We start from the raw sequence: 23,411 nt of genomic DNA, 5'->3' as shown, positions 1-23,411 counted from the left end.
AGTCGATGGCCCTTTCCACTCATGATGAACTGCTGATGCTGCGCAAGCGCGCCCGTCGCCGCCTGGTCGGCGCCATTGTGCTGGTGTCGGTATCGACAGCCGTGCTGTGGAATGTGGTGGACGCCTTGCCGGAGCAGGCCATGAAGCCCGAGTCGGTAGACATTACCGGCCTGCAGACTGCGTCTGCACCACAGGCGGTGGCGCCCAAGCCGGCAGCCGTGCCGCAGCAGGCGTCGCAACCGGAAACCGAACTGCTGGCCACCCTGCCGCCGGAAGAGGCGGTGACGCTGCCGCCTGCCGCCGCGACCGTGCCGCCTGTTGCTGCCGCGCCGCCTGCGCCGCCGCCGGCCGTGGCAGAAAAACCCAAGCCAGAACCGGCGCCGGCGAAGCTGCCCGAAGCGGTGAAGCCGCCAGTTACGAGCAAGCCGGTCGTGAAGGAAGCGCCGAAAGAGGCGCCCAAGCTGGCAGAAAAGCCCAAACCGAAGGAAACGCCGAAGCCGGACGGCCAGAAGGCCGCGGACCCGATGGCCATCCTAGAAGGGCGTGACGACGGCAAGCCGGCAGCCAAGCCGGCCAGCGAAACCGCCAAGCCGAGCGCGGATGGCAAGCGCTTCAGCGTACAGTTGGCCGCACTGTCCGACCCGGCCAAGGTGGACGCGCTCAAGAGCAAGTTGACCGCCGCCGGGGTGAACGCCCGCTTTAGCAAGGTACAGACCAGCAAGGGCGAAGTGACCCGCGTGCGGGTTGGGCCGTTCCCGTCGCGCGAAGAGGCGGATGCATCTTTGCGCCGCCTGGCCAAGGCCGGCGTGACCGGTATCGTGGTGGCACAGTAATGAGTGGAGCGCAGGCATGACCTGGCTGGATTACCTGATCCTGGCACTGATCATCGGCTCGATCGCCATTTCGCTGTTTCGCGGCTTGGCGGTGGAGCTGCTGTCGCTGGGGTCGTGGCTGCTGGCCTTGTGGGCCGCGCGTACATTTGCGCCGATGTTGTCCGGATTCTTGCCGCTGCCTGGCGAGGGCATCCAGCTGCTGGTGGCATTCCTGTTGTTGCTGCTGCTGACCTGGTTCTGTTCCTCGCTGCTGGGCAGCTCGCTGACCGTGGTGATGGAATCGATCGGCCTTGGCGGCGTGAACCGCTTTTTTGGCGGCATTTTTGGCTTGTTGCGCGGCTTGTTGCTGGCGACGGCGGTGGTGATGGCCGGCGGCCTGAGCGATCTGCCCAAGAGCCGCGACTGGCAGAACGCGCTGTTTGCCCAGCCGTTTGAAGCCGTTGCGTTGGCGAGCCGGCCCTGGTTGCCGGACATGCTGGCGCAGAAGATGAAGTTTTCTTAGCTTTGCCATAGAGGGGTGATGACGTCATGGCGTCCTCACCCCTTGTTTTTAGTCGTGTAGTCTGGGGATGAACTATGTGTGGAATTCTTGGGGTGGTAGGTCGGACGCCCGTAAACCAGCTGTTGTATGACGGTCTGCAACTGTTGCAGCACCGCGGTCAGGACGCAGCCGGTATTGTTACGGCCAACGGCAAGACCTTTCACATGCACAAGGGCAGCGGCTTGGTGCGGGACGTGTTCCGCACCCGCAATATGCGCTCGCTGCAGGGCAACGCCGGCATCGGCCATGTGCGCTACCCCACCGCCGGCTCGGCCTCCAGTCTGGCCGAGGCGCAGCCGTTTTATGTCAACTCGCCGTTCGGTATCGTGCTGGCGCACAACGGCAACCTGACCAACACCGACGAGCTGAAGTCGGACATGTATCGCACCGACCTGCGTCACATCAACACCAATTCCGACTCGGAAGTGCTGCTGAACGTGTTTGCACACGAGATCGCGGTACGGGTGGAAAACGCGTCGCTGACGCCGGATGCCGTGTTCGGCGCGGTGGAGGCGGTGCATCGCCGCGTCAAGGGTGCTTACGCCGTGGTGGCGATGATCGCCGGCTTCGGCCTGGTGGTATTCCGTGACCCTAACGGCATTCGCCCGCTGGTAATGGGCAGCAATGTGGTGGATGGCCACACCGAATACATGTTCGCCTCGGAATCGGTGGCGCTGGACTGCTCCGGTTTCAAGCTGCTGCGCGACGTGGCGCCGGGCGAGTGCGTGTATGTCACCTTCGATGGCGACATGCACAGCAAGGTATGCGCCGAAAACACCAAGCTGGCACCGTGCCTGTTCGAGTACGTGTACTTTGCGCGTCCGGACTCTGTGATCGACGGCGTGTCGGTGTATCAGTCGCGCTTGAACATGGGCGAGATGCTGGCCGAGAAGATTCGCCGCCAATTCCCAGATGTCACCATCGACGTGGTGATCCCGATTCCGGACTCCAGCCGTCAGAGCGCGCTGCAGCTGGCCAATGCGCTGGGCCTGCCGTACCGCGAGGGTTTCATCAAGAACCGCTACATCGGCCGTACCTTCATCATGCCGGGGCAGGCGGTGCGCAAGAAATCGGTGCGCCAGAAGCTTAACCCGGTGGCGCTGGAGTTCGCCGGTCGCAACGTGCTGCTGGTGGACGACTCTATCGTACGCGGTACCACCTCGAAAGAGATCGTGCAGATGGCGCGCGACTCCGGTGCCAAGAAGGTGTTCTTCGCCTCTGCAGCGCCGGCGGTGCGTTTCCCCAATGTGTACGGTATCGACATGCCGACCCGCGCCGAGCTGCTGGCTACCGGTCGCGACGATGCGCAGATCGCCGCCGAAATCGGTGCCGACGCGGTGATCTACCAGGAGCTGGACGCATTGGAGCAGGCGGTGCAGAGCGTTAACCGCGAGCTGGATGTGTTCGAGGCATCCTGCTTCAGCGGCTGCTACATCACCGGCGATATCGATGCCGCCTACCTGGATGCCATCGAGGCCGCGCGCGGCAAGGGCAAGGCGCAGCCGGAAGGCGACGACCCCAGCAGCAAGCTGGTGGATCTGAACCTGAACGTTGCCGAACAAAACTTGATGTAATGTGTTTATAACGACAAGGGTTGGCCGTGGCGGCCAACCCTTGTTATCTTCAATGGTCTGTTTTCTATTGTCTGTATTGCGAGCAAACCATGTCCAGTGACGATTCTTGTCTGCCTTTCCAGCCGGAAACCCTAGCCATTCGCGGCGGTCGCGAAACCAGCGAGTACCGTGAGCATAGCCAGAGCCTGCACCTGACCTCGAGCTTTACCTTTGAATCTGCCGCCCAGGCCGCGGCTATGTTCCTGGGGGAGATCGACGGTTATACCTATTCCCGTTTTACCAACCCGACGGTCAGCGCGTTCCAGCAGCGCCTGGCGCTGATGGAAGGGGCGGAACGGGCGATTGCCACTGCCAGCGGTATGGCGGCGATCCAGGCGACTATGCTGACGCTACTCAAGGCCGGCGACCACATCGTGTCGTCGCAAAGCCTGTTTGGCTCCACCATCAACCTGTTCAACGGCATCCTCGGCAAGTTCGGCGTAGAAGTGAGTTATGTCGATGCGGCCAACCTGGACGACTGGCGTGCGGCGGTAAAGCCGAATACCAAGCTGTTTTTCCTAGAAACGCCGTCCAACCCGCTGACCGATCTGGCGGACATCGCCGCGGTGGCCGACATCGCCCATACTGCCGGTGCGCTGCTGGTGGTGGATAACTGCTTCTGCTCGCCGGCGCTGCAGCAGCCGCTGAAGCTGGGGGCCGATCTGGTGGTGCACTCTGCCACCAAGTATCTGGATGGCCACGGCCGGGTGATGGGTGGTGCGGTAGTCGGCAGCGACAAGCTGGTAGAGCAGGTGTATCTGCACGTGCGCACGGCTGGCCCGACGCTGGCACCGTTCAATGCCTGGGTGCTGCTGTCCGGGCTGGAAACGCTGCATCTGCGCATGGAAAAGCATGTTGCCAGCGCGCAGGCGCTGGCCGAGTGGCTGGAGCAGCAGCCCAACGTTAGTCGCGTGTTCTTCCCGGGGCTGCCGAGCCACCCGCAATATGCCCTGGCCCAGCGCCAACAGAAGGGCGGTGGCGCGGTAGTGTCGTTCGAGGTGGCAGGCGGGCGCGAGGCCGCCTGGCGTGTAGTGGACGCGGTGCAGATGATTTCGCGTACGGCCAACGTTGGCGACGTGAAAAGCACCATCACCCACCCGGCCTCGACCACGCATGCTCGCATTACCCCGGAAGCGCGCGCCAAGGCGGGGATTAGTGAAGGTCTGTTGCGGGTGGCGGTAGGCCTGGAGCATCTGGACGACATCAAGGCAGACCTGTTGCGCGGCCTGTAAAAGAAAACAATTGTTTCAAGCAAGCGGCAGTCTAAAATGCGGACTGCCGCTTTCAATTTGGCTGTACAGCCAGGAGCCCTCGATGCTGTTCTTGACACTCGTCAAATTAGAACGTAAGTTTCAAACACTTGTTCGAAAGTCATGATGGATAAGGCGACGCAACTTATTACCCCGATCAAGGTACAGGACACCATGGAAGCGAACAAACCGGATACCGCAACCCGCATTCTGGACGTAGCAGAGCGCTTGTTTGTGGAGCACGGGTTTGAAGCAACTTCGCTTCGCATGATCACCCAGCAGGCAGAAGTGAACCTGGCTGCGGTGAATTACCACTTCGGCTCCAAGGATGCGCTGTTCGAATCGGTATTCATGCGCCGTATCGGCCCGTTTGTCGCGGCCTGTCTGGCGGAACTGGATGCTATCGAACAGCCGGGACAAGCATTGACGGCGGAAACACTGGTGACATCCTTTGTCCGCCCGTGTCTGGCGCTGTCAAAAGACCCCTCGAGGGGAGGGGCGCTGTTTGTCAGGCTGATGTCGCGCACGCTGGTGGAAAACCACCGCTTGCTGCGCGAGGCGCTGTCCCAGCAGTACAGCGTGTTTGTGCAGCGTTACAGCGCTGCCTTCCAGCGCGCACTGCCGCAGTTTGAAGCTGAAGATATTGCATGGCGCATGCACTTCGCGTTTACCGTGATGTTCAACGCCTTTGCCGGTAATGATGTGCTGAAGATTTTCGGCCGCAGTCAGGTGGTGAATGCCCGTGACCCGGATCTGATCATCAAGCACCTGGTTCCTTTTGTCGTGGCGGGGTTGACGGCGCCCATCTGATTGACTTGACAGGGTCAACACGAGGGTAACCACAATGATATCTGCCGTAATTCTTGTCCTGCTGATCGGTGCGCTGGCGTATTTCCGCGCACCGGTTCTGTTGTGGACCATCGCGATTGCAGCCTGGCTCCTCAGCCTGCAATTTGTCTGGGGCTGCCAGGTCCCGGCTGCTGTATGGGTAGTATTCGGCGTGCTCGCCGCAGTACTCAACCTGCCGTTCCTGCGCCGTGCGGTGTTCACCGGCCCGGCTTTCTCGGTGTTCAAGAAGATCACCCCTGCCATGTCCCAGACCGAGCAGGAGGCCATCAATGCCGGCACGGTATGGTGGGATCGCGACCTGTTCTCCGGTAAGCCGGATTGGCAGCGCCTGCTGTCGTTCCCAGATCCGAAACTGACTGCCGAAGAGCAGGCGTTTCTGGATGGCCCGACCGAAGAGCTGTGCAAGATGGTGGACGACTGGAAAATCACCCATGAACTGAAGGATCTGCCGCCGGAAGTGTGGCAGTTCATCAAGGACAAGGGTTTCCTCGGCATGATCGTCAAGAAGAAATACGGCGGCCTGGAGTTTTCCAACTACGCACACGCCAAGGTAGTGACCAAGATCGCCACCCGCGGCGGCACCGCGGCAGTGTCGGTGATGGTGCCCAACTCGCTGGGGCCGGGCGAACTGCTGCAACACTACGGTACTGAAGCGCAAAAAGACTACTACCTGCCGCGCCTGGCCAAGGGCGTGGATGTGCCGTGCTTTGCGCTGACCAGCCCATATGCCGGCTCCGATGCCGGCGCCATCCCCGACTTCGGTATCGTCTGCCGCGGCTCCTACACCGACCCGCGCAGCGGCCAGCGTCATGAAAACGTACTGGGCCTGCGCGTCAGCTGGGAAAAGCGCTGGATCACCCTGGCACCGGTGGCCACCGTGCTGGGCCTGGCATTCAAGATGTATGACCCGGATCACTTGCTGGGCGACAAGGAAGACATCGGCATCACTTGCGCGCTGGTGCCTACCGAACACGAGGGTGTTTGCATCGGCCGTCGTCACTTCCCTGGCGGTGCCGCTTTCATGAACGGCCCGACTTGGGGCAAGGATGTGTTCATTCCGCTGGAGTGGATCATCGGCGGCCGCGAGTACGCCGGCCAGGGTTGGCGCATGCTGGTGGAATGCCTGTCGGTTGGCCGCTGCATCTCGCTGCCGGCTATGTCGGTGGCGTCCGGCAAGGTGGCGTCCTACACCACCGGTGCTTATGCCCGCATCCGTGACCAGTTCGGCCTGTCCATCGGCAAGTTCGAGGGTGTGGACGAGGCGATGGCGCGCATCGGTGGCTTCACCTACCAGATGGAAGCTTCGCAGGACCTGGCGCTGACCGGTCTCGACACCGGTGAAAAGCCGTCGGTACTGTCCGCGGTGCTGAAGTATCACAACACCGAACGCATGCGTAAGGCACTGAACGACGCCATGGATGTGCACGGTGGCAAGGCGGTGGTGCTTGGCCCGCGCAACTACCTGGCGCGTGCCTACCAGGCGATTCCGATCGCCATCACCGTGGAAGGCGCCAACATCCTCACCCGCTCGATGATCATCTACGGCCAGGGGGCGATTCGTTGCCATCCGTTCGTGCTGCGAGAAATCAAGGCGGCGATGAGCAACGATGGCGCCGAGTTCGACAAGGCCATCACCGGCCACATCAACTTCGTGATCAGCAATGTGTTCCGCTCGCTGTGGATGGGCCTGACCGGCGCCAAGCTGGTCGGCAGCCCGAAAGGCGGCGATGTGGCCGGCTACTACAAGCAGCTGACGCGCTTCTCCAGCGCCTTTGCGCTGCTGTCCGACATGGCGATGTTCAGCCTGGGCGGCTCACTGAAGTTCCGCGAGAAGCTGTCGGCGCGTTTGGGCGACATGCTGTCCAACCTCTACATCGCCTCTGCCTGCCTGAAGCGCTTCGAACGTGATGGCGCGCCGAAAGAAGACTTGCCGGTGCTGAAGTGGGCGGTGGAGATGGCGCTGTATGATCTGCAGCAGGCCATGGACGGCTTCCTCGCCAACCTGCCGGGCCGTACGTTGGCCGCAGTGCTGCGCAAGGTGATCTTCCCGTGGGGTCTGACCATGAAACCGGCCAGCGACCGTATCGGCACCCAGGTGGCACGCAGCCTGATGGAGCTGGGCCCGACCCGCGATCGCCTGACACGCGGCATGTTTGTGTCACAGGATGAGTCCGACCCAGTCGGTGTGCTGGTGCCGGCCCTGAAGGCGATGCTTGAGACCGAGCCGGTGGAGCAGAAGCTGCGCAAGCTGGCACGCGACGGCAAGTTCAAGACCGTTACCGCACGTGAGCGGCTGGCGGAAGCGTTGCAAGGTGGCGTCATCAGCCAGGTCGAATTCGATGCGGTGACCCGCGCCCGCAAGCTCAAGCGCGATGTCATCATGGTGGACGACTTCGACATGAAGCTGGAGCAGCATGATGCAGGCTTGCTGCAACGCCTGATTTTCTGATCAGGGTAAGGTACTAGCATTGGGGCGGCCGCTGGCCGCTCTTCTGCCGATGTCGTTTTGCAATGGGTAGAGCGACATCTGGAGGAGTGTGCAATGCAAGACGTAGTGCAAGGAACAAATCGACAGCCGGTCCTGCGCGTACGCGCTGAAGTGCATGGCACTAATGTGTATGGCCGGGTGCATATGGGCTGGCTGATGGGGCAGATCGACTTGGCGGGTTCGGCCGTGGCCGAGCGGCTGGCAGGCGGGCAGGTGACCACAGTGGCGGTGAATGCGTTCCAGTTTGCCAACCCGATTCAGCTTGGGGATTTCGTCTCGATCTATGCGGACAAACTGCGGCTGGGGCAGAAATCCGTCACGCTGAAGATCACGGTCGAAACCGAGCGCATGAATGGTGATGTTCTGCCGATCACCGAGCTGATTTCTACCTATGTCGCTATCGATGCCGATGGCCGTTCGCGCCTGATTTGAGGTGGTGTTTTCTGTGGTTTTTGAGGGTGCTGGCGTACTGTGGTTTCTATGAAACGATTGTTTGGAACGAATGCTCGAAATTTCTTGAAATGGGTATCGACTCTGATACCATCTTCGACAGATCGGACAAAACAATACGATCAAGACAGCACCATAAATAACGCACAGAGGGATTAACACCATGCAACTCAAGCGCCTGACTCTTTCAGTGATGATGATGGGGGCTTCCGCTGCTGTGATGGCATCGGGCTACCACTTTGGTACCCAATCGGTAAGCTCGCAATCTACCGCTAACGCCAGCGCTGCCGAAGCTGCCGATGCCTCCACTATCTTCTACAACGCTGCCGGCATGACCAAGCTGGAAGGCACCAATTTCTCCGGCGCGCTGAACCTGGTAATGCCGAGTGTTGAGTACAGCAATGCCTCTGGCAACTACCCCACCGGTGGCGCCATTACTCTTGGCGACGGTGGCTCTGGTACTACGGCGGCCACCTCCGGCAAGATCACCGAAGATCTGATCGCCGTACCGCATTTCTACCTGTCGCATCAACTGAACGACAAGGTCTATCTGGGTCTGGGCGTGTACGTGCCGTATGCATCCGACACCGAATACCAGCGTAACTCTGTGCTGCGTTACAACTTGAATGCCACCTCGCTGACTACCATCGATATCAACCCGACCGTGGCGTTCAAACTGAACGAGCAGCATTCGGTTGCCGTAGGGATGATCGCGCAGTATGCAAAAGCGCATCTGCGCCAGTACGCTAACTTCGGTTTTGCGATCGGTGGTGCGGGGGCTAACGGCTTGGCGGATGGCTTTGCTGACGTGGATGGTGATGATTGGGGTTTCGGTTATAACCTGGCGTGGATGTGGGACATTTCCGATAAAACTCGCGTTGGCCTGAATTACCGTTCCGAGATTGAACATACTCTGAGTGGTACTGCCAAGTGGAACAAGAGCAAGGCAATCGCTACGTTCGGTGCCGGTGCTGGCACCGCGCTAGCCAATGCTGGCTACAAGGATAGCGAAGGTGCTAGCGTAGACATCACCACGCCGGAGTCGCTGTCGCTGCATGGCATGCACAAGCTGAACGACAAGGTCGACTTGTTCGCCGACCTGACCTGGACCAAGCACTCCCGTTTCAGCACCGCCCAGCTCAAGTACGCCAACGCCAAAACCGGCCAGGGCAACATCACTTACCTGAACCCGGACTGGAAAGACACCTACAAGATCGCTATTGGCGGTTCCTACCAATGGAGCAACCCGCTGCAGCTGCGTTTCGGTATCGCTTACGACAAGTCTCCGGTACCGGATGACAATCATCGCCTGGCGACCATGCCGGACAATGATCGTTACTGGTATTCGTTTGGCGCCAAGTACGACATCAACAAGAGCAATTCCGTGGACGTGGCTTACAGCTACATCCAGATCAAGGATGCCAAAGCGAACGTAACCGGCAAGTGCTCCGCTTATGGCGTGTCGCAGTGCGTATCCAGCCAGACCACCGCCACTGCTGATTACAAGTCGCACGCGCAGATCTTGGGTGTTCAGTACAACTACAAGTTCTAAGCCTTATTGCAATCTTGCGGCCAACCTTAGGGTTGGCCGCAACAACACGGTAGCGACTGCCGTGTTTTTTTAAGGGAAATGCTGAACTTTTGTTCAGTTACTGTATCGGGCTAGCAATACAGTACAAACCCCTGTTTGGGCCGACCCGGAACCTATAATCCGAGAGGCCTTCACCATTGTTTGTTCGACAAGACAACCGAGGAAACCATGTCTCAAACCAAATTCATCGTCCGCAAGGTAGCCGTGCTCGGCGCCGGCGTGATGGGGGCGCAGATCGCCGCTCATCTGGTTAATGCCAAGGTGCCGACCGTGCTGTTCGACCTGCCTGCCAAGGAAGGCCCGAAGAGTGCGATTGCGCTGAAAGCGATCGAAGGCCTGAAAAAGCTCAAGCCGTCGCCGCTGTCCAGCAAGGATGCGGTGAACTTCATCCAGCCGGCCAACTACGAAGAGCACCTGCACCTGCTGCAGGACTGCGACCTGGTGATCGAGGCGATCGCCGAGCGCATGGACTGGAAAGCCGACCTGTATGCCAAGGTGGCGCCGCACCTGGGCGCGCAAACGATTTTTGCGACCAATACCTCCGGCCTGTCGATCAATCAACTGGCTGATTCGCTGTCGGCCGAACTGAAGCCGCGTTTCTGCGGTGTGCACTTCTTCAACCCGCCGCGCTACATGCACCTGGTCGAGATCATCCCATGCGTGGGTTCCGATGCGGGCATGCTGGACAACCTGGAACGCTTCCTGGTCACCACCCTCGGCAAGGGCGTGGTACGCGCCAAGGACACCCCGAACTTCGTGGCCAACCGCATCGGCGTGTTCTCCATGCTGGCCACCATCGCTAACGCCGAGAAATTCGGCATCCGCTTCGACGTGGTGGACGACCTGACCGGCCCGCGCCTGGGTCGCCCGAAATCCGCCACCTTCCGCACTGCTGACGTGGTGGGGCTGGATACCTTCGCCCACGTGGTGAAGACCATGGACGATACCCTGCCGAACGACCCGTGGCATGGCCTGTTCAAATCGCCGGAGTGGCTACAGAAGCTGATCGCCGCCGGTGCGTTGGGCGCCAAGACCAAGGCCGGCATCTACAAGAAAGAAGGCAAGCAGATGCTGGTGCTCGACCCGACTAAGGGTGAGTACGTGGGCAGTGGCCAGAAGGGCGACGATGCGGTCAAGGACATCCTGAAGATCGCCAATCCGGCAGAAAAATTCCAGAAGCTGCGCGACAGCGAACACCCGCAGGCACAGTTCCTGTGGGCCTGCTTCCGCGACGTGTTCCACTACATTGCCTACCACCTGGGCGACATCGCCAACTGCGCTCGCGACGTGGATTTCGCCATCCGCTGGGGCTTCGGCTGGAGCGTTGGCCCGTTCGAAACCTGGCAGGCCGCCGGCTGGCAGCAGGTTGCCAAGTGGATCGCCGAAGACATTCAGGCTGGCAAGTCGCTGGTTGCGGCCAACCTGCCGGCATGGGTGCAGCAGGCGGACCGTGCCGGCGTGCATTTCGCCGATGGTTCCTTCGACGCCGCCGGCGGCAAGCTGGTTGGCCGCAGCACGCTGGACGTGTACCAGCGTCAGCTGGCACCGGCCAAGGTGCTGGGTGAGGTGGTCGCCCAGCTGGGCGAAACCGTGTTCGAAAACGATGGCGTGCGTGCCTTTACCAGCGGCGACGGCGTGCTGGTGGTGTCGTTCAAGTCCAAGGCGCATGCCATCGGCCCGGACGTGATCGACGGCCTGAACACTGCCATCGACATCGCCGAAGCCCGCTTCCAGGGCCTGGTGATCTGGCAGACCGAGGAGCCGTTCTCGGTAGGCGCTGACCTGAGCTCGATGATGCCGGCCTTCATGATGGGTGACTGGGATGCCATCGATGCCACCGTGCGCCGCTTCCAGGACACCTCCATGCGTCTGCGCTACAGCCAGATTCCGACCATTGCCGCTACCCAGGGCTATGTGTTCGGTGGCGGTTGCGAGTTCGCCATGCACTGCGACAAGACTGTGGCCGCGCTGGAATCCTACGTCGGTCTGGTGGAAGTCGGCGTCGGCCTGCTGCCGGGCGGCGGCGGTTGCAAGGAGTTTGCCCTGCGCGCAGCGCAGGAAGCCCGTGGCGATGTGCTGGCCGCGCTGAAGGATTACTTCATGGCGGTGGCAACGGCCAAAGTGGCCACCAGCGGCCACGAGGCGCAGGAAATCGGCTTCTTCCGCAAGGGCGACAGCGTGGTGTTCAACGCCTACGAACTGCTGCATGTTGCCAAGCAGCAAGCGATCGCGCTGGCAGAATCCGGCTACCGCCCGCCGATGCGTGGTGCCACTTTCCCGGTGGCCGGCCGTGCCGGTGCCGCCTCCATCAAGGGGCAGCTGGTGAACATGATGGAAGGCAACTTCATCAGCAAGCACGACTTCTTCATCTCCGGCCTGATCGCCGATGTGATGACCGGTGGTGATGTGGAACAGGGCACGCTGGTGAACGAACAGTGGCTGCTGGATCTGGAGCGCAAGGCCTTCATGACCCTGCTGAAGACCAGCAAGACCCAGGATCGCATCGCCAATATGCTGACCACCGGCAAGCCGCTGCGTAACTGATATAAGCCAGAGAACATCGGCGGAGCGGCAAGCTGAGGGGCGGGCCGCTCCGCCACCAGGAGAATTGCAAACATGGTTAAACAAGTACAGGAAGCTTACATCGTTGCGGCGACCCGCACCCCGGTAGGCAAGGCACCGCGTGGCATGATGCGCCACGTGCGCCCGGACGACATGCTGGCGCACGTGATTACCGGCGCGCTGGCGCAGGTACCGACGCTGGATCCGAAGCTGATTTCCGACTGCGTGGTGGGTTGCGCCTTCCCGGAAGCGGAGCAGGGTCTGAACATGGCGCGTATCGGCGTGCTGCTGGCCGGTCTTCCCAACACCGTGGGCGGCATCACTATCAACCGCTACTGCTCGTCCGGCATCAACGCGGTGCAGATGGCTGCCGACCGCATCCGCATGGGCGAGGCCGACGTGGTGATCGCCGCCGGTTCCGAGTCGATGTCCATGGTGCCGATGATGGGCAACAAGGTATCGCTGAACCCGGCGGTATTCGCCAAGGACGAGAACTACGCCATTGCCTACGGCATGGGCCTGACCGCCGAGAAAGTGGCGCAGCAGTGGGGTGTGTCGCGCGAAGATCAGGATGCCTTCGCGGTGGAGTCGCACCGCCGCGCGCTGGCAGCCATCGACGGCGGCAAGTTCAAGAACGAGATCACGCCGCTGGAAGTCACCTACCGCACGCCGAACCTGGAAAGCGGCGAGGTGATCAGCAAGACTCGCGTACTGGACACCGATGAAGGTCCGCGCCGTGAAACCACGCTGGATGGTCTGGCCAAGCTGAAAACCGTGTTCGATGCCAAGGGCAGCGTCACCGCCGGCAACTCCTCGCAGATGTCCGATGGCGCCGGTGCGGTGATTCTGGTGTCCGAGCGGGTGTTGAAGGAGTTCAACCTGACTCCGCTGGCCCGCTACGTGACCTTCTCGGTGAAAGGTGTGCCGCCGGAAATCATGGGTATCGGTCCGAAAGAGGCAATTCCGGCCGCGCTGAAACAGGCGGGTCTGGCACAGGACGATCTGAAATGGATCGAACTGAACGAGGCGTTTGCCGCGCAGGCACTGGCCGTGGCGCGTGACCTGGAGCTGGATATGTCCCGCGTGAACCCGCATGGCGGCGCCATCGCGCTGGGCCACCCGCTGGGTGCTACCGGTGCCATCCGTACCGCCACGCTGATTCACGGCATGCGCGATGCCGGCCTGCAGGGCCACGGCATGGTGACCATGTGCATCGGTACCGGCATGGGTGCCGCCGGCATTATCGAAGTGCTGTAACTGGTATGCGGCCAACCTTGTGGTTGGCCGACAAAAAAGCCCGGCGATTTGCCGGGCTTTTGCATTGCTGCAGTGGCTCAGCTGGTGAGCCGCTCCAGCGTATCGAACTCCACCTGCTGGCAGTCTTCGTGACTGGCCACCAGTTCGGTGATGCGGATCTGGTAGGTCTTGCCATTGGCGGACAGGCTCAGCACGCCACTGCCACTGGACAGTTTGTTGGGCACCAGGAACACCCGCCGCCCGCCACGGGTGTTGTTCTGGGTGATGTAGATGCCGTTAAACGGCGTGCTGTTGATGCTCTCGCTCAGCTGCACCGGCAGCGGCATATTGCCCAGCAGCTCCACCCCCACCTTGGTGCCGCCTTCGCTAAGCCGCTGCACGCGGCGGATGATGCCCAGCTGTGCAGGTTGGCCGCGCGTGCCGATCCAGATGGTGCGGCCGATCAGCAGGCCGTCTACGTCCCGCCCCAGATAGGTCATGCCGACACCGGCTTCGCTGGAATCGGTCACGCGCCATTCGTCGCTGAACTGCTCGTCGCCCGGCGGTACATTGCGGCTCAGGCGCAGGTGATGGGCAATGCGCTCGAAGCCGACTTCCACTTTGGCCATGCTGCTGGCGGTCAGCCGCTCGTGGCGGCGCATGGATTTGCCGCCATCCTGCGACCAGCGGGTAGACAGCTTTTGCAGCAGGCTGCGCCAGGTTTCCGCCGCCATCGACGGCAGTGCCCGTTTGAAGTTGGCCGGCACTTCCTGGTCAAAGTCGAGAATCAGGTCGGCCAGGCGGTTGACCACCGCATCGCCGGACCAGAAACGGCAGCCCTTGCCCAGCGTGCCGCGCCGCAGCAGTTGCGGCGCCACCGGCAGATCCAGGTTGATTACATACTGGAAGTCGCTGTTGCAGGCGTTCGGCGCCAGGCTGACATCGTCCACCAGCCGCGACAACATCAGGTGAATGGCCTCGATCTCGATGGGTACCAGGTTGTCGGTTTGCGCCAGCTGCAGCATGGCAGCCTGGATCAGCATGCGTTCCGGGGTAATGCTCTCGGTGTCCGGCTGGTACAGGGTGATCGGCTTTTGCTGGAAGCCGGCTTGTTCGATCAGCGAGTACAGCCGGTAGGCTTGCAGCCAGGTAGAGCCATCAGCATGGATGTAGCGCAGCGCACTCCAGCGGATCAGGCTGAGCTGGTGGTGCAGCGCGCGCGCCGCGGCCAACTCCAGCGTCGGTGTCATCTGCGGTGTCTTGCTGTTCTGGCTCTGGCGCAGGCACAGCAGGTAGCCGTTGGCCAGCTCGGTCCAGTAGGCCAGGATGGTCGGCAGGTAGGTGCGCGCACGCGGCACGCCGGCCAGATAGTCCAGACACAGGTGGTGGTGAATGGGGGCGGAGTGGGTGTCCACGTACAGCAAGGTGTTGATGCGATCCTTGAAGGCAACGCTGACATCCTTGTTGATGCGTGCCACCGCCTTGATGATTTCCACCAGCGCCGGCCGGCTGTCCATGGTCGGCAGCGTGTTTACCAGCCGGGTCGCAGACTCGGTGGTATCGGGGGTGGGTCTCCTGCCGCCGGAAACGGCGCGGAATATGGCTTTCAGGTCGATCATGGGGCGTTTTTCACCGTCGGCGCTGGCCTATGTCTGCATGGTAGATGAAGACTGTTGCTGCTTGGCATAAAACTGTACTGCCCGTGCTCAGAAAAACATTCTGGCCAGCCCGGCGCCCGGATCCTGTTCGCGCATGAAGGCTTCACCCACCAGGAAAGTATGTACCTGATGCTCCCGCATCATGGCGACATCTTGCGCGGTCAGGATGCCGCTCTCGGTCACGGCGATGCGCTCCGGGCCGATGGCCGGCAACAGGCGCAGGGTGGTATCCAGGCTGACTTCAAAGGTGCGCAGATTGCGGTTGTTGACGCCAACCAGCGGGGTCTTCAGCTGCAAGGCGGCTTCCAGCTCATGCTCGTCGTGCACCTCCACCAGCACCGCCATGCCCAGCTCGTGTGCCAGTGCCTCGAAATCCTGCATCTGCGGCAGCGACAGCGCCGCGGCGATCAGCAGGATGCAGTCGGCGCCGATGGCACGGGCCTCCACGATCTGATACTCGTCCACCATGAAATCCTTGCGCAGCACCGGCAGCTGGCAGGCGCCACGGGCGGCGATCAGGTAGTCCTCATGCCCCTGGAAGTAGGGCGCATCGGTCAGTACCGACAGGCAGGCCGCGCCGGCGGCGGCGTAACTGGCGGCGATGGCGGCCGGGTCGAAGTCGGCGCGGATCACGCCCTTGCTGGGGCTGGCCTTTTTCACTTCGGCGATCACCGCCGGCAGCTGCGCGGCATGTTTGTGGCGGATGGCACCGACAAAGTCGCGGCGGTCGTCGCGGCGCGCCTCGGCCTCGCTGCGCAGGCTGCTCAGCGAGCGCTGTGGACGACGCTGGGCGACTTCCTGGTGTTTGGTGGCCCAGATTTTGGTGAGGATGTCAGACATAGCCAAGCTTTCAGTCGCCGCCACGGGCGGGCAAATAGTTATCGAAAAATCCTAGCAGACGTTGCGGCAGCCAGTCGAGCCGGCCGGGGAACGGGCCGGTGGCGAAGCCGACATGCCCGCCGCGCTCCGGCAGCTCCAGCGTTACTGCCGCGCTGACTTCGTCGGCGCCGGGCAGGGCGCTGGCAGGTAAAAACGGGTCGTTACGCGCATTCAGCAACAAGGTTGGCCGCATGATGCTGCCCAGCACCGGTTTGCTGCTGGCACGGGTCCAGTAGTCTCGCACATCGCGGTAGCCGTGTAGCGGTGCGGTGACGAGATTGTCGAACTGGGCAAAGGTACGCGCCCGGCGCACGGCATCGGCATCAAACAACTGCGGATGGTGTTGCAGCTGGCGCAGCGACTTGGGCTTGAGAGTGCCAAGGAACATGCGGGTATACAGCCACTTGCCCAGGCCGCGATCCAGTCGCGTGCTGGCGGCCGCCAGATCCAGCGGTACCGAGATGGCCGCCGCCGCCAGCGGCAGCGCCGCGTTGCCCCATTCGCCGAGATAACGCAGCAGCATGCTGCCGCCCAGCGACACGCCGGCGGCAAACAGCTGCGACTGTTCCATTGCCAGCCGCTGCAGTATCCAGTCGATCTCGGCCGAGTCGCCGGCGTGGTAGGCGCGCGGCTGGCGGTTTTCCGCGCCGCCGCAGCCGCGGAAGTGCGGCACCACGCCGTGCCAGCCGCGGGCCTGCACTTCGCGCATCAACGCAATGGCATAGTGACTGCGGCTGCTGCCTTCCAGGCCATGGAACAGCACCACCAGCGGCGTACCGGCTTGGCCATCCACCCGGTCCACGACGATCTCGCCGCCATCCGGCGTCGGCCAGACTTCGCGCCGGTAAGCGGGTGCCTGCTGGCGAATGAACAGCGCCGGCCAAATGGTGTCGGCATGACTGCCGTGCAGCCAACGTGGAGCCTGGTAGCGCATCAGGCCTGTGGCTTGATGGCGGATTTCGGGCGGAAGGCCTTGACGACCTCGGCCCGGGTTTCCACGTACGGGCCGCCGATCAGATCCAGGCAGTAGGGCACGGCGGCAAAAATGCCGGGCACGGTCACGCTGCCTTCCTCGCGCAGGCCTTCCAGTGTTTCGCGGATCGCCTTCGGCTGGCCGGGCAGATTGAGAATCAGGCTTTGCTTGCGGATCACGCCCACCTGGCGCGACAGGATGGCGGTCGGCACGAATTTCAGGCTGATCTGGCGCATCTGCTCGCCAAAGCCGGGCATCACGCGATCCGCCACCGCCAGCGTGGCTTCCGGCGTCACGTCGCGCGGCGACGGGCCGGTGCCGCCGGTGGTCAGCACCAGCTGGCAGCCTTCGTCGTCCACCAGCTGCGTCAGTGCGGCTTCGATTTGCGGCTGCTCATCCGGAATCAGGCGGGTAACCGTTTCGAACGGCGATGAGATCGCCAGCGTCAACCAGTCCACCAGCGCGGGAATGCCTTTGTCTTCGTAGACGCCCTGGCTGGCGCGGTCGGAAATGGATACCAGCCCGATTTTCAATGTCATGCCTGCTCGTCCTCGCTGTCGAACTCGTCTTCCGGCGCGTTTTTCTGCTTGCCTTGCTGCGGGATCAAATCCTTGATGGTCTGGAACAGCTGACGTGCCGCCTTGGGTGCCTTGTTCTCGGCGCGCTCCTTGCGCGCATTGCGCACAGTGGTGCGCAGCTGCTGCATGTCCACCGCCGGGAATTCGGCAATGAACTGCTGCACGTGCTTGTCGTCTTCCAGCATGCGTTCGCGCCAGCGTTCCAGCAGGTGCAGCCAGTTGGTGTGGGCGCTGGCGTCGCCACGCAGCGCGGCCAGCCGTTCTTCGATCGGTGCCGGGTCGATGCCGCGCATCAGTTTGCCGATGTATTGCAGCTGGCGGCGCTTGGCGCCGTTGGCGCTAAAGCGCTGGTAATCCAGCACCGCCACCAGCAGCTGCTCGTCCAGCTCCATTTTCTTGAGCTTGGCGGCCGGCAGTTCGGTCAGCTCGCGGCCCAGATCCTGCAGCGCTTCGCTGTCGCGCTTGAGTTGGGAGCGGCTGGGCGGCAGGCCGTTGTCGTCTTCGTTAAGGTAATCAGTAGCCATTGGTAAAGCTTGCTTAAAGTGTCAAGCTGGTATGATACCGGAAATCACCCCCGCACGGCCGCCCGAGCAAGGCGCGCAACGTGCTTCACGCGGAAAGCGGATATGTCAGAACAGATTTTTTCTTACAGCGAATCGGACCTGGAAAACATCGTTGGCCGCATGCTCGAACTGGCGAGCAGCAATGGTGCGACGGCGGCGGAAGTCGATGTATCGGAAAGCTGCGGCCAGAACGTGTCGGTACGATTGGCTGAAGTGGAAACCATCGAGTACAACCGCGACAAGGGTGTGTCGCTGACGGTGTACCTGGGGCAGAAAAAGGGCCACGCCAGCACTTCCGATTTCTCCGACAAGGCGCTGGCCGACACGGTGGCGGCGGCGCTGAACATCGCGCGCTACACCGCCGAGGACGATTGCGCCGGGCTGGCCGACCCGGCACTGCTGTTCGATCACGCCAACGACCGCGCGCTCGACCTGTTCCACCCGTGGGCGCTGCCGGTAGAGCGCGCCATCGACATCGCCCGCCAGTGCGAGGATGCCGCCCGCGCGGTAGATGCCCGCATCAGCAACTCGGAAGGCGGCAGCGTGTCCAGCCATGTCAGCCGCCATTGCTACGCCAACAGCAATGGTTTCGTCGGCAGCCAGTCCACCTCGCGTCACAGCCTGTCGGCGGCGGTGGTGGCCAGCGGTGGCGACAGCATGCAGCGCGATTACTGGTACAGCAGCGCCCGCCACCCGGACGACCTGCTGGCTGCCGCTGAGGTTGGCCGCATCGCCGGCGAGCGCACCGTACGCCGCCTGGATGGCCGCCGGGTGAAAACCGGGCAGTACCCGGTGCTGTTCGAGGCGGCGGTGGCTGGCGGCCTGCTGTCCAGTCTGGTGCAGGCGGTAAGCGGCGGCAGTCTGTATCGCAAGTCCAGCTTCCTGCTGGACTCGCTGGGCACCCTGGTGGCGGCGCCGCTGCTGAATGTCAGCGAAGACCCATTTGTGCTGCGCGGTCTGGCCAGCGGTTGTTACGACGAAGAAGGCGTAGCCACCCAGCAGCGCGAGCTGGTCAGCAACGGCGTGCTGCAAGGTTATTTCCTGGGCAGCTATTCCGCGCGCAAGCTAGGCATGCAGAGCACCGGCCACGCCGGCGGTGCACACAATCTGCTGGTGCGGCCAACCTTGCACGGCGGTTTGCCGGCACTGCTGCAACGCATGGGTACCGGCCTGCTAATCACCGAGCTGATGGGGCACGGTGTCAATATGGTGACCGGCGACTACTCGCGCGGCGCCAGTGGCTTCTGGGTGGAAAACGGCGTGGTGGCCTACGCGGTGGAGGAGTTCACCATCGCCGGCAATCTGCGCGAGATGCTGCTGCATATCGACGCCATCGGCGACGATATCGACCGCCGCGGCAGCCGCCACATGGGCTCGGTACTGCTGGAAAAAATGATGGTGGCTGGCGAAGCCTGAGTGTCATGTTCGGCCTGTGCTTAAGCAGGCCGTTTTAACTCCTGCTGCTGTCCCATAATGAGAAAAAACAGGGGAGGGATCATGACAAAGCCCGCAGTTGGACTAGTGCTGGCCGGTGGCGGGGCACGGGCGGCCTATCAGGTGGGGGTGCTGATGGCAGTGGCGCACATGCTGCCACGGCATGAGGGCAACCCGTTCCCCATTATCAGCGGCACCTCGGCCGGTGCGATCAATGCCGTCGGCCTGGCTGCCGGTGCCATGCACTTTCGCCGCGCTACCGCCTTTCTGGCCAAGATGTGGAAAGGGCTGCACGTCACCGATGTCTATCGTGCCGACTGGCCGTTTTTTGCGCGCGCCTTCCTGCAATGGGGCGGCTCGGTGTTTACCGGCGGCAAGCTGGTGCACAACCCGGCCAGTTTTCTCGATAGCGCGCCGTTGCGCGAGCTGCTCGGGCGCTCGGTGCAGTTTGCCGGTGTGTCGCAGTCCATTGAGCGCGGCGACCTGCGCGCGCTATCGTTAACTGCCTCTTGCTATAGCACCGGGCAGTCCGTCAGTTTTTTCGAGGGTGCGTCGGATATCGACGAGTGGAGCCGGCACCAGCGGCTGGGCGTGCGCGAGCGCATCGGCGTCGATCACCTGATGGCAACCTCGGCCATTCCGCTGATCTTTCCTGCCGCCACCATCGACGGGCGCTTCTACTGCGATGGCGCCATCCGGCAGATGGCGCCGTTGTCGCCGGCGCTGCACCTTGGCGCCGAGCGGCTGTTTGTCATCGGGCTGCATTCGGCGCAGCGGCAGCGGGCAGAGCGGCGCATGCAGGCGGATCGGCCGACGCTGGCTACCATTTTCGGCCACCTGCTCAACAGCGTGTTTTTCGACAGCATGGAAGCCGACATGGAGCGCCTGACGCGGGTGAACCATACGGTGTCGCTGATCGACGAGCACGTGCGTAATAGCGGTCGCACCCAGCTGAAGCGGGTCGAGGTGTTCAATATTTCGCCCAGCGTATCGCTGGAAGCCATTGCCTTCAAGCATGTGCGCAACTTCCCGCCGGCGATGCGCTTTCTGTTGCGCGGCGCAGGGGCGATGCGGCAGCGTGGTTCGGTGCTGGCCAGTTATTTGCTATTCGAGCCGGCCTACTGCAAGGAGCTGATTGAGCTGGGTTATCGCGATGCGATGACGCGCCAGGTCGAGATTTTGAATTTTTTGAAGAACTGACGGTCTGTAGTGCCGGCAACAAGATCAATGCAATGCGTTAAAGGGGAAACATGAAACTGAGTCAACGACAGGGGTTTGCGGCGATTGCCGTGATTTGTGCGGCGGCAATGGGCTATGCGCTGTATGCGCAGCATGTGCTGGGGCTGGAGCCATGTCCGCTGTGTATTTTCCAGCGGGTGGGCATTATCGCCACCGGCGTGCTGGCGGCAGTATTTGCCTTGTTCAATCCGCGACAATGGGCCGCCAGGTTGGCCGCATTGCTGGTGGCGCTGGCGGCACTGGTGGGCGGCACGGTGTCAGCCTGGCACGTGTACCTGCAGCACCTGCCCAAGGATCAGGTGCCGGCCTGCGGGCCGGGGCTGGATTTCATGCTGGAAACCCTGCCGCTGTCGCAAGTGCTGGCCACGGTATTCAAGGGCAGCGGCGAATGCGCGGAAATCAACTGGGTCTTCCTGGGGCAGTCGATGCCGCTGTGGACCGGGCTGCTGTTCGTGGTGCTGATCGCGGCCGCATTGTGGAACGGCTGGCGCAAGGTCTAAGCCGGCACTACCCGCCAGCAGCCTGGCGCTGTGTGCGCCAGTAACAAAACCCCGCACTTGCGGGGTTTTGTTACTGCTGCGGCCAACCTAGCTGGCTTGCCGTGCCGCCGGGTAGCGTTGCGCGATCACGGCTTCGAATTGCCGGCACATCTCAGCCTCGGAGACGGAGTTGTCCGCCAGCAGCTGCGTGCCGTCCAGCACGCGAATGTGTGCATCCAGCGTTGCCGGATAGTCCGACGGGTAGGCGCGCGCTGCCGCGGCAGCCATGCTGTGCTGTGCGACCAACCATGCCTGCTCGCTGCTCTGGTTGCAGGCATCCGCCAGGTGGCGGGCATTGAAGCCCTCGCCAGTCAGGCTGCGCAGCGTGGCATCGTGGCTGATACTGTTGCCGGGCGCCCAATAGTGTTCGGCCAGCAGCGGACCGATGGCCGGGTTGTCGGTCAGGTAGCCGAAGCGCTGCAGCAAGCAGGCACGGGTCTGGTACACCGCCATATTGGCCAGCAGGTAGCCGTGGTAGGCGGCGGCGGATTCCTGATTCAGCAGGTGCGGAATCGCCAGCAGCGGACGCGGACTGTCCACCCCCAGAATGCGGCGCTCGGTGCTGCGGGCCAGTGCCAGCACGTTGGCCGCAGTCAGCGCGGCATCGTCCAGCTGGTACAGCTCGCGCTCGAAATAGCCCACCACTGCCAGCATGCGTTCGTTGAAGGCACGGAACGGTTGGCTGCTTTCGATGCGGGCGCGGATCAGCTCGTCCGGCATGGCCTCGCCGGCGGCATTGCGCGCGTAGCGTTTCAGCCAGTCGGCGTCGTCCAGCAGGCTGTCACAGAACATCGACTGCGTTTCGGCATAGGCCATCGAGGTGGGGGCGAACTCCTGCGAGAAGCAGGGCGAGTTCTGGCTGACATTGGCGAAGTGCGCGGCGTGGCCGCCTTCGTGGAACAGAGTGTTGATGGCGCGGTGACCGCTGCCGACCTGGTCTGGCTTGGCCTCGGCGGTAAAGTTGATCTGGCCAGCCACCCAGTGGCCGTCGCGGTCGTAGGAGGTGGGCACCGGACCGTGGCAGAAACCGTTCTGGTATTTGCCCTTGCGCTCCAGCAGATCCAGCTGCAGCGTGGCGCCGCGGTAGCGGATGCCCAGGCGGCGGAAGCTTTCCACCCAGCGGCGCAGCGCGCGCGAGAACGGCAGGTAGGGGTCCATCTGGCGGATCACGTCGCCGCTCATGTGGAAGCGGAGGTTCCATGGCTGGGTGGCATCGGCGCCGTGTTGCGCAGTCAGTTGCGCCAGGCCGCGCTGGCTGGCGTTGCGGGTGCGGGCCTCGAAATCGTCGAGGATGGCGAACAGCTGCGCCGGGCTCATCTGCTCGTTCTTGCGCACCTTGTAGTCGAAGTAGTCGGCAAAGCCCAGTGCACGGGCCAGGCGGTTACGCAGGCGTACGATATCGAGAAAGCCGTTGTCCAGTACCCATTGTTCCAATTGCAGGAAGGCCCGGTACGAGCTGCGGCGCCAGTCGGCATTGGCGTTCATGCTGATGTTGGTGGCCAGCATGCCCAGGGTGGCTTCTTCCTGCTCGCCTTGCTCGTTGATGTGCTGCAATACCAGCTCGCGCTTGCGGGCGAACAGCGCAGCTTCGGCGTCGATCAGTTCGGCCATTAGCTGGCGTGCGGCGTCGTTATCGATGATGTTGGCTTCGAACAGTGCCAGCCAGCCGTTCAGGCCGTGCAGCAGCGCGTCGCGTTCGGCGCTGGTGGGCAGTGCACAGGCTGCGGCCAACTGTTCGCGGGTTTGTGCCAGTTTCTGCGGGCTGGAAATGAAATCCTTGAAGGCCTGTTCGGCGCGGGCAAAGCCGGCGTGATCGTCGCTGGTGGCCATGTAAGTGGCCCAGAACAGATCCTCTTTCGTTTTGTGGATCTGCAGGTAGTCCTGGTTGAGCTGATCGAAAAAGGCTTGCGGCGTGGTCATGGTGTGCTCTGTTGCAAATGGCTAGGTCACCAGCATAACGCCAAAGCCATGGCTTGTTTTGCCATCTGCGGCCGGCTTGCCCGAAAGGGTAGGCGAAATGCAAAAAGCCTTTCCGCGAGGAAAGGCTTGCAGGGTGTTGGCGGAGCGGACGGGACTCGAACCCGCGACCCCCGGCGTGACAGGCCGGTATTCTAACCAACTGAACTACCGCTCCA

The 23,411-nt window shown here is 62.3% G+C and carries 19 protein-coding genes and 1 tRNA gene; 13 read left to right on the top strand and 7 right to left on the bottom strand.

Annotation, left to right across the window (positions count from 1 at the left end; all coding sequences use genetic code 11):
* Positions 1-5: 5 nt before the first annotated feature.
* From ACFOLG_RS08345 to ACFOLG_RS08300, 10 genes are all read left to right on the top strand, one after another.
* Entirely contained in the window at positions 6-833 is an 828-nt protein-coding gene (locus tag ACFOLG_RS08345) for an SPOR domain-containing protein (RefSeq protein ID WP_386090669.1), read from the top strand.
* Positions 834-849: 16 nt separating this feature from the next.
* A complete protein-coding gene (locus ACFOLG_RS08340; protein WP_386090667.1) occupies positions 850-1,335 on the top strand; it encodes a CvpA family protein in 486 nt (161 codons plus the stop codon).
* 74 nt (positions 1,336-1,409) lie between these two features.
* Positions 1,410-2,948 (top strand): amidophosphoribosyltransferase, encoded by a 1,539-nt coding sequence (gene purF, locus ACFOLG_RS08335; RefSeq protein ID WP_386090665.1) that lies wholly within the window; start codon positions 1,410-1,412, stop codon positions 2,946-2,948.
* A gap of 89 nt (positions 2,949-3,037) precedes the next feature.
* The gene (locus ACFOLG_RS08330) at positions 3,038-4,219 is read left to right on the top strand and encodes an O-succinylhomoserine sulfhydrylase (protein WP_386090663.1); all 1,182 of its coding nucleotides are present in this window, start codon (positions 3,038-3,040) and stop codon (positions 4,217-4,219) included.
* A gap of 192 nt (positions 4,220-4,411) precedes the next feature.
* On the top strand, positions 4,412-5,047 hold the full coding sequence (locus ACFOLG_RS08325; protein ID WP_386090956.1) for a TetR/AcrR family transcriptional regulator: 636 nt from the start codon (positions 4,412-4,414) through the stop codon (positions 5,045-5,047).
* 34 nt (positions 5,048-5,081) lie between these two features.
* Positions 5,082-7,535 (top strand): acyl-CoA dehydrogenase, encoded by a 2,454-nt coding sequence (locus ACFOLG_RS08320; RefSeq protein WP_386090661.1) that lies wholly within the window; start codon positions 5,082-5,084, stop codon positions 7,533-7,535.
* A 93-nt stretch (positions 7,536-7,628) separates the two neighbouring features.
* Entirely contained in the window at positions 7,629-8,006 is a 378-nt protein-coding gene (locus ACFOLG_RS08315; RefSeq protein ID WP_386090659.1) for an acyl-CoA thioesterase, read from the top strand.
* 172 nt (positions 8,007-8,178) lie between these two features.
* Entirely contained in the window at positions 8,179-9,576 is a 1,398-nt protein-coding gene (locus tag ACFOLG_RS08310; protein WP_386090954.1) for an OmpP1/FadL family transporter, read from the top strand.
* A 207-nt stretch (positions 9,577-9,783) separates the two neighbouring features.
* A complete protein-coding gene (locus ACFOLG_RS08305; RefSeq protein ID WP_386090657.1) occupies positions 9,784-12,159 on the top strand; it encodes a 3-hydroxyacyl-CoA dehydrogenase/enoyl-CoA hydratase family protein in 2,376 nt (791 codons plus the stop codon).
* A gap of 72 nt (positions 12,160-12,231) precedes the next feature.
* Positions 12,232-13,434, top strand: coding sequence for an acetyl-CoA C-acyltransferase (locus tag ACFOLG_RS08300; RefSeq protein ID WP_386090655.1), 1,203 nt, complete (start codon positions 12,232-12,234; stop codon positions 13,432-13,434).
* Positions 13,435-13,511: 77 nt separating this feature from the next.
* Here the strand turns inward: ACFOLG_RS08300 and ACFOLG_RS08295 are convergent, their stop codons facing one another.
* The 5 genes from ACFOLG_RS08295 to yjgA all read right to left on the bottom strand — a co-directional run bounded on the left by ACFOLG_RS08295 (position 13,512) and on the right by yjgA (position 18,025).
* On the bottom strand, positions 13,512-15,032 hold the full coding sequence (locus tag ACFOLG_RS08295) for a PilZ domain-containing protein (protein ID WP_386090653.1): 1,521 nt from the start codon (positions 15,030-15,032) through the stop codon (positions 13,512-13,514).
* Between the two features lie 87 nt (positions 15,033-15,119).
* Entirely contained in the window at positions 15,120-15,911 is a 792-nt protein-coding gene (gene trpC / locus ACFOLG_RS08290; RefSeq protein WP_386090651.1) for an indole-3-glycerol phosphate synthase TrpC, read from the bottom strand.
* Positions 15,912-15,921: 10 nt separating this feature from the next.
* Positions 15,922-16,884, bottom strand: a complete 963-nt coding sequence (locus tag ACFOLG_RS08285; RefSeq protein ID WP_386090649.1) for a YheT family hydrolase — start codon at positions 16,882-16,884, stop codon at positions 15,922-15,924.
* Positions 16,884-17,462 (bottom strand): molybdopterin adenylyltransferase, encoded by a 579-nt coding sequence (gene mog / locus ACFOLG_RS08280; RefSeq protein WP_386090646.1) that lies wholly within the window; start codon positions 17,460-17,462, stop codon positions 16,884-16,886. Before mog ends, ACFOLG_RS08285 begins: the two co-directional genes overlap by 1 nt.
* A complete protein-coding gene (yjgA, locus tag ACFOLG_RS08275; protein WP_386090644.1) occupies positions 17,459-18,025 on the bottom strand; it encodes a ribosome biogenesis factor YjgA in 567 nt (188 codons plus the stop codon). Before yjgA ends, mog begins: the two co-directional genes overlap by 4 nt.
* 102 nt (positions 18,026-18,127) lie before the next feature.
* Between yjgA and pmbA the strand changes: the two genes are divergently transcribed.
* The 3 genes from pmbA to ACFOLG_RS08260 all read left to right on the top strand — a co-directional run bounded on the left by pmbA (position 18,128) and on the right by ACFOLG_RS08260 (position 21,237).
* Positions 18,128-19,480: a metalloprotease PmbA gene (pmbA, locus tag ACFOLG_RS08270; protein WP_386090642.1), complete on the top strand. Its 1,353-nt coding sequence runs from the start codon at positions 18,128-18,130 to the stop codon at positions 19,478-19,480.
* An 81-nt stretch (positions 19,481-19,561) separates the two neighbouring features.
* A complete protein-coding gene (locus ACFOLG_RS08265) occupies positions 19,562-20,698 on the top strand; it encodes a patatin-like phospholipase family protein (RefSeq protein WP_386090640.1) in 1,137 nt (378 codons plus the stop codon).
* 50 nt (positions 20,699-20,748) lie between these two features.
* On the top strand, positions 20,749-21,237 hold the full coding sequence (locus tag ACFOLG_RS08260) for a disulfide bond formation protein B (protein ID WP_386090637.1): 489 nt from the start codon (positions 20,749-20,751) through the stop codon (positions 21,235-21,237).
* 87 nt (positions 21,238-21,324) lie between these two features.
* On the opposite strand, the gene ACFOLG_RS08255 is transcribed toward ACFOLG_RS08260, so the two are convergent.
* Positions 21,325-23,196, bottom strand: coding sequence for a M3 family metallopeptidase (locus tag ACFOLG_RS08255; RefSeq protein WP_386090634.1), 1,872 nt, complete (start codon positions 23,194-23,196; stop codon positions 21,325-21,327).
* Positions 23,197-23,333: 137 nt separating this feature from the next.
* Positions 23,334-23,410 (bottom strand) — tRNA-Asp (locus ACFOLG_RS08250).
* Position 23,411: the final 1 nt, after the last annotated feature.

This window comes from Vogesella facilis (assembly GCF_042648525.1).
Lineage (GTDB): Bacteria > Pseudomonadota > Gammaproteobacteria > Burkholderiales > Chromobacteriaceae > Vogesella > Vogesella facilis.
The sequence above is the reverse complement of the archived record's forward strand: the minus strand, read 5'-3'. Positions and strand labels throughout refer to the sequence as shown.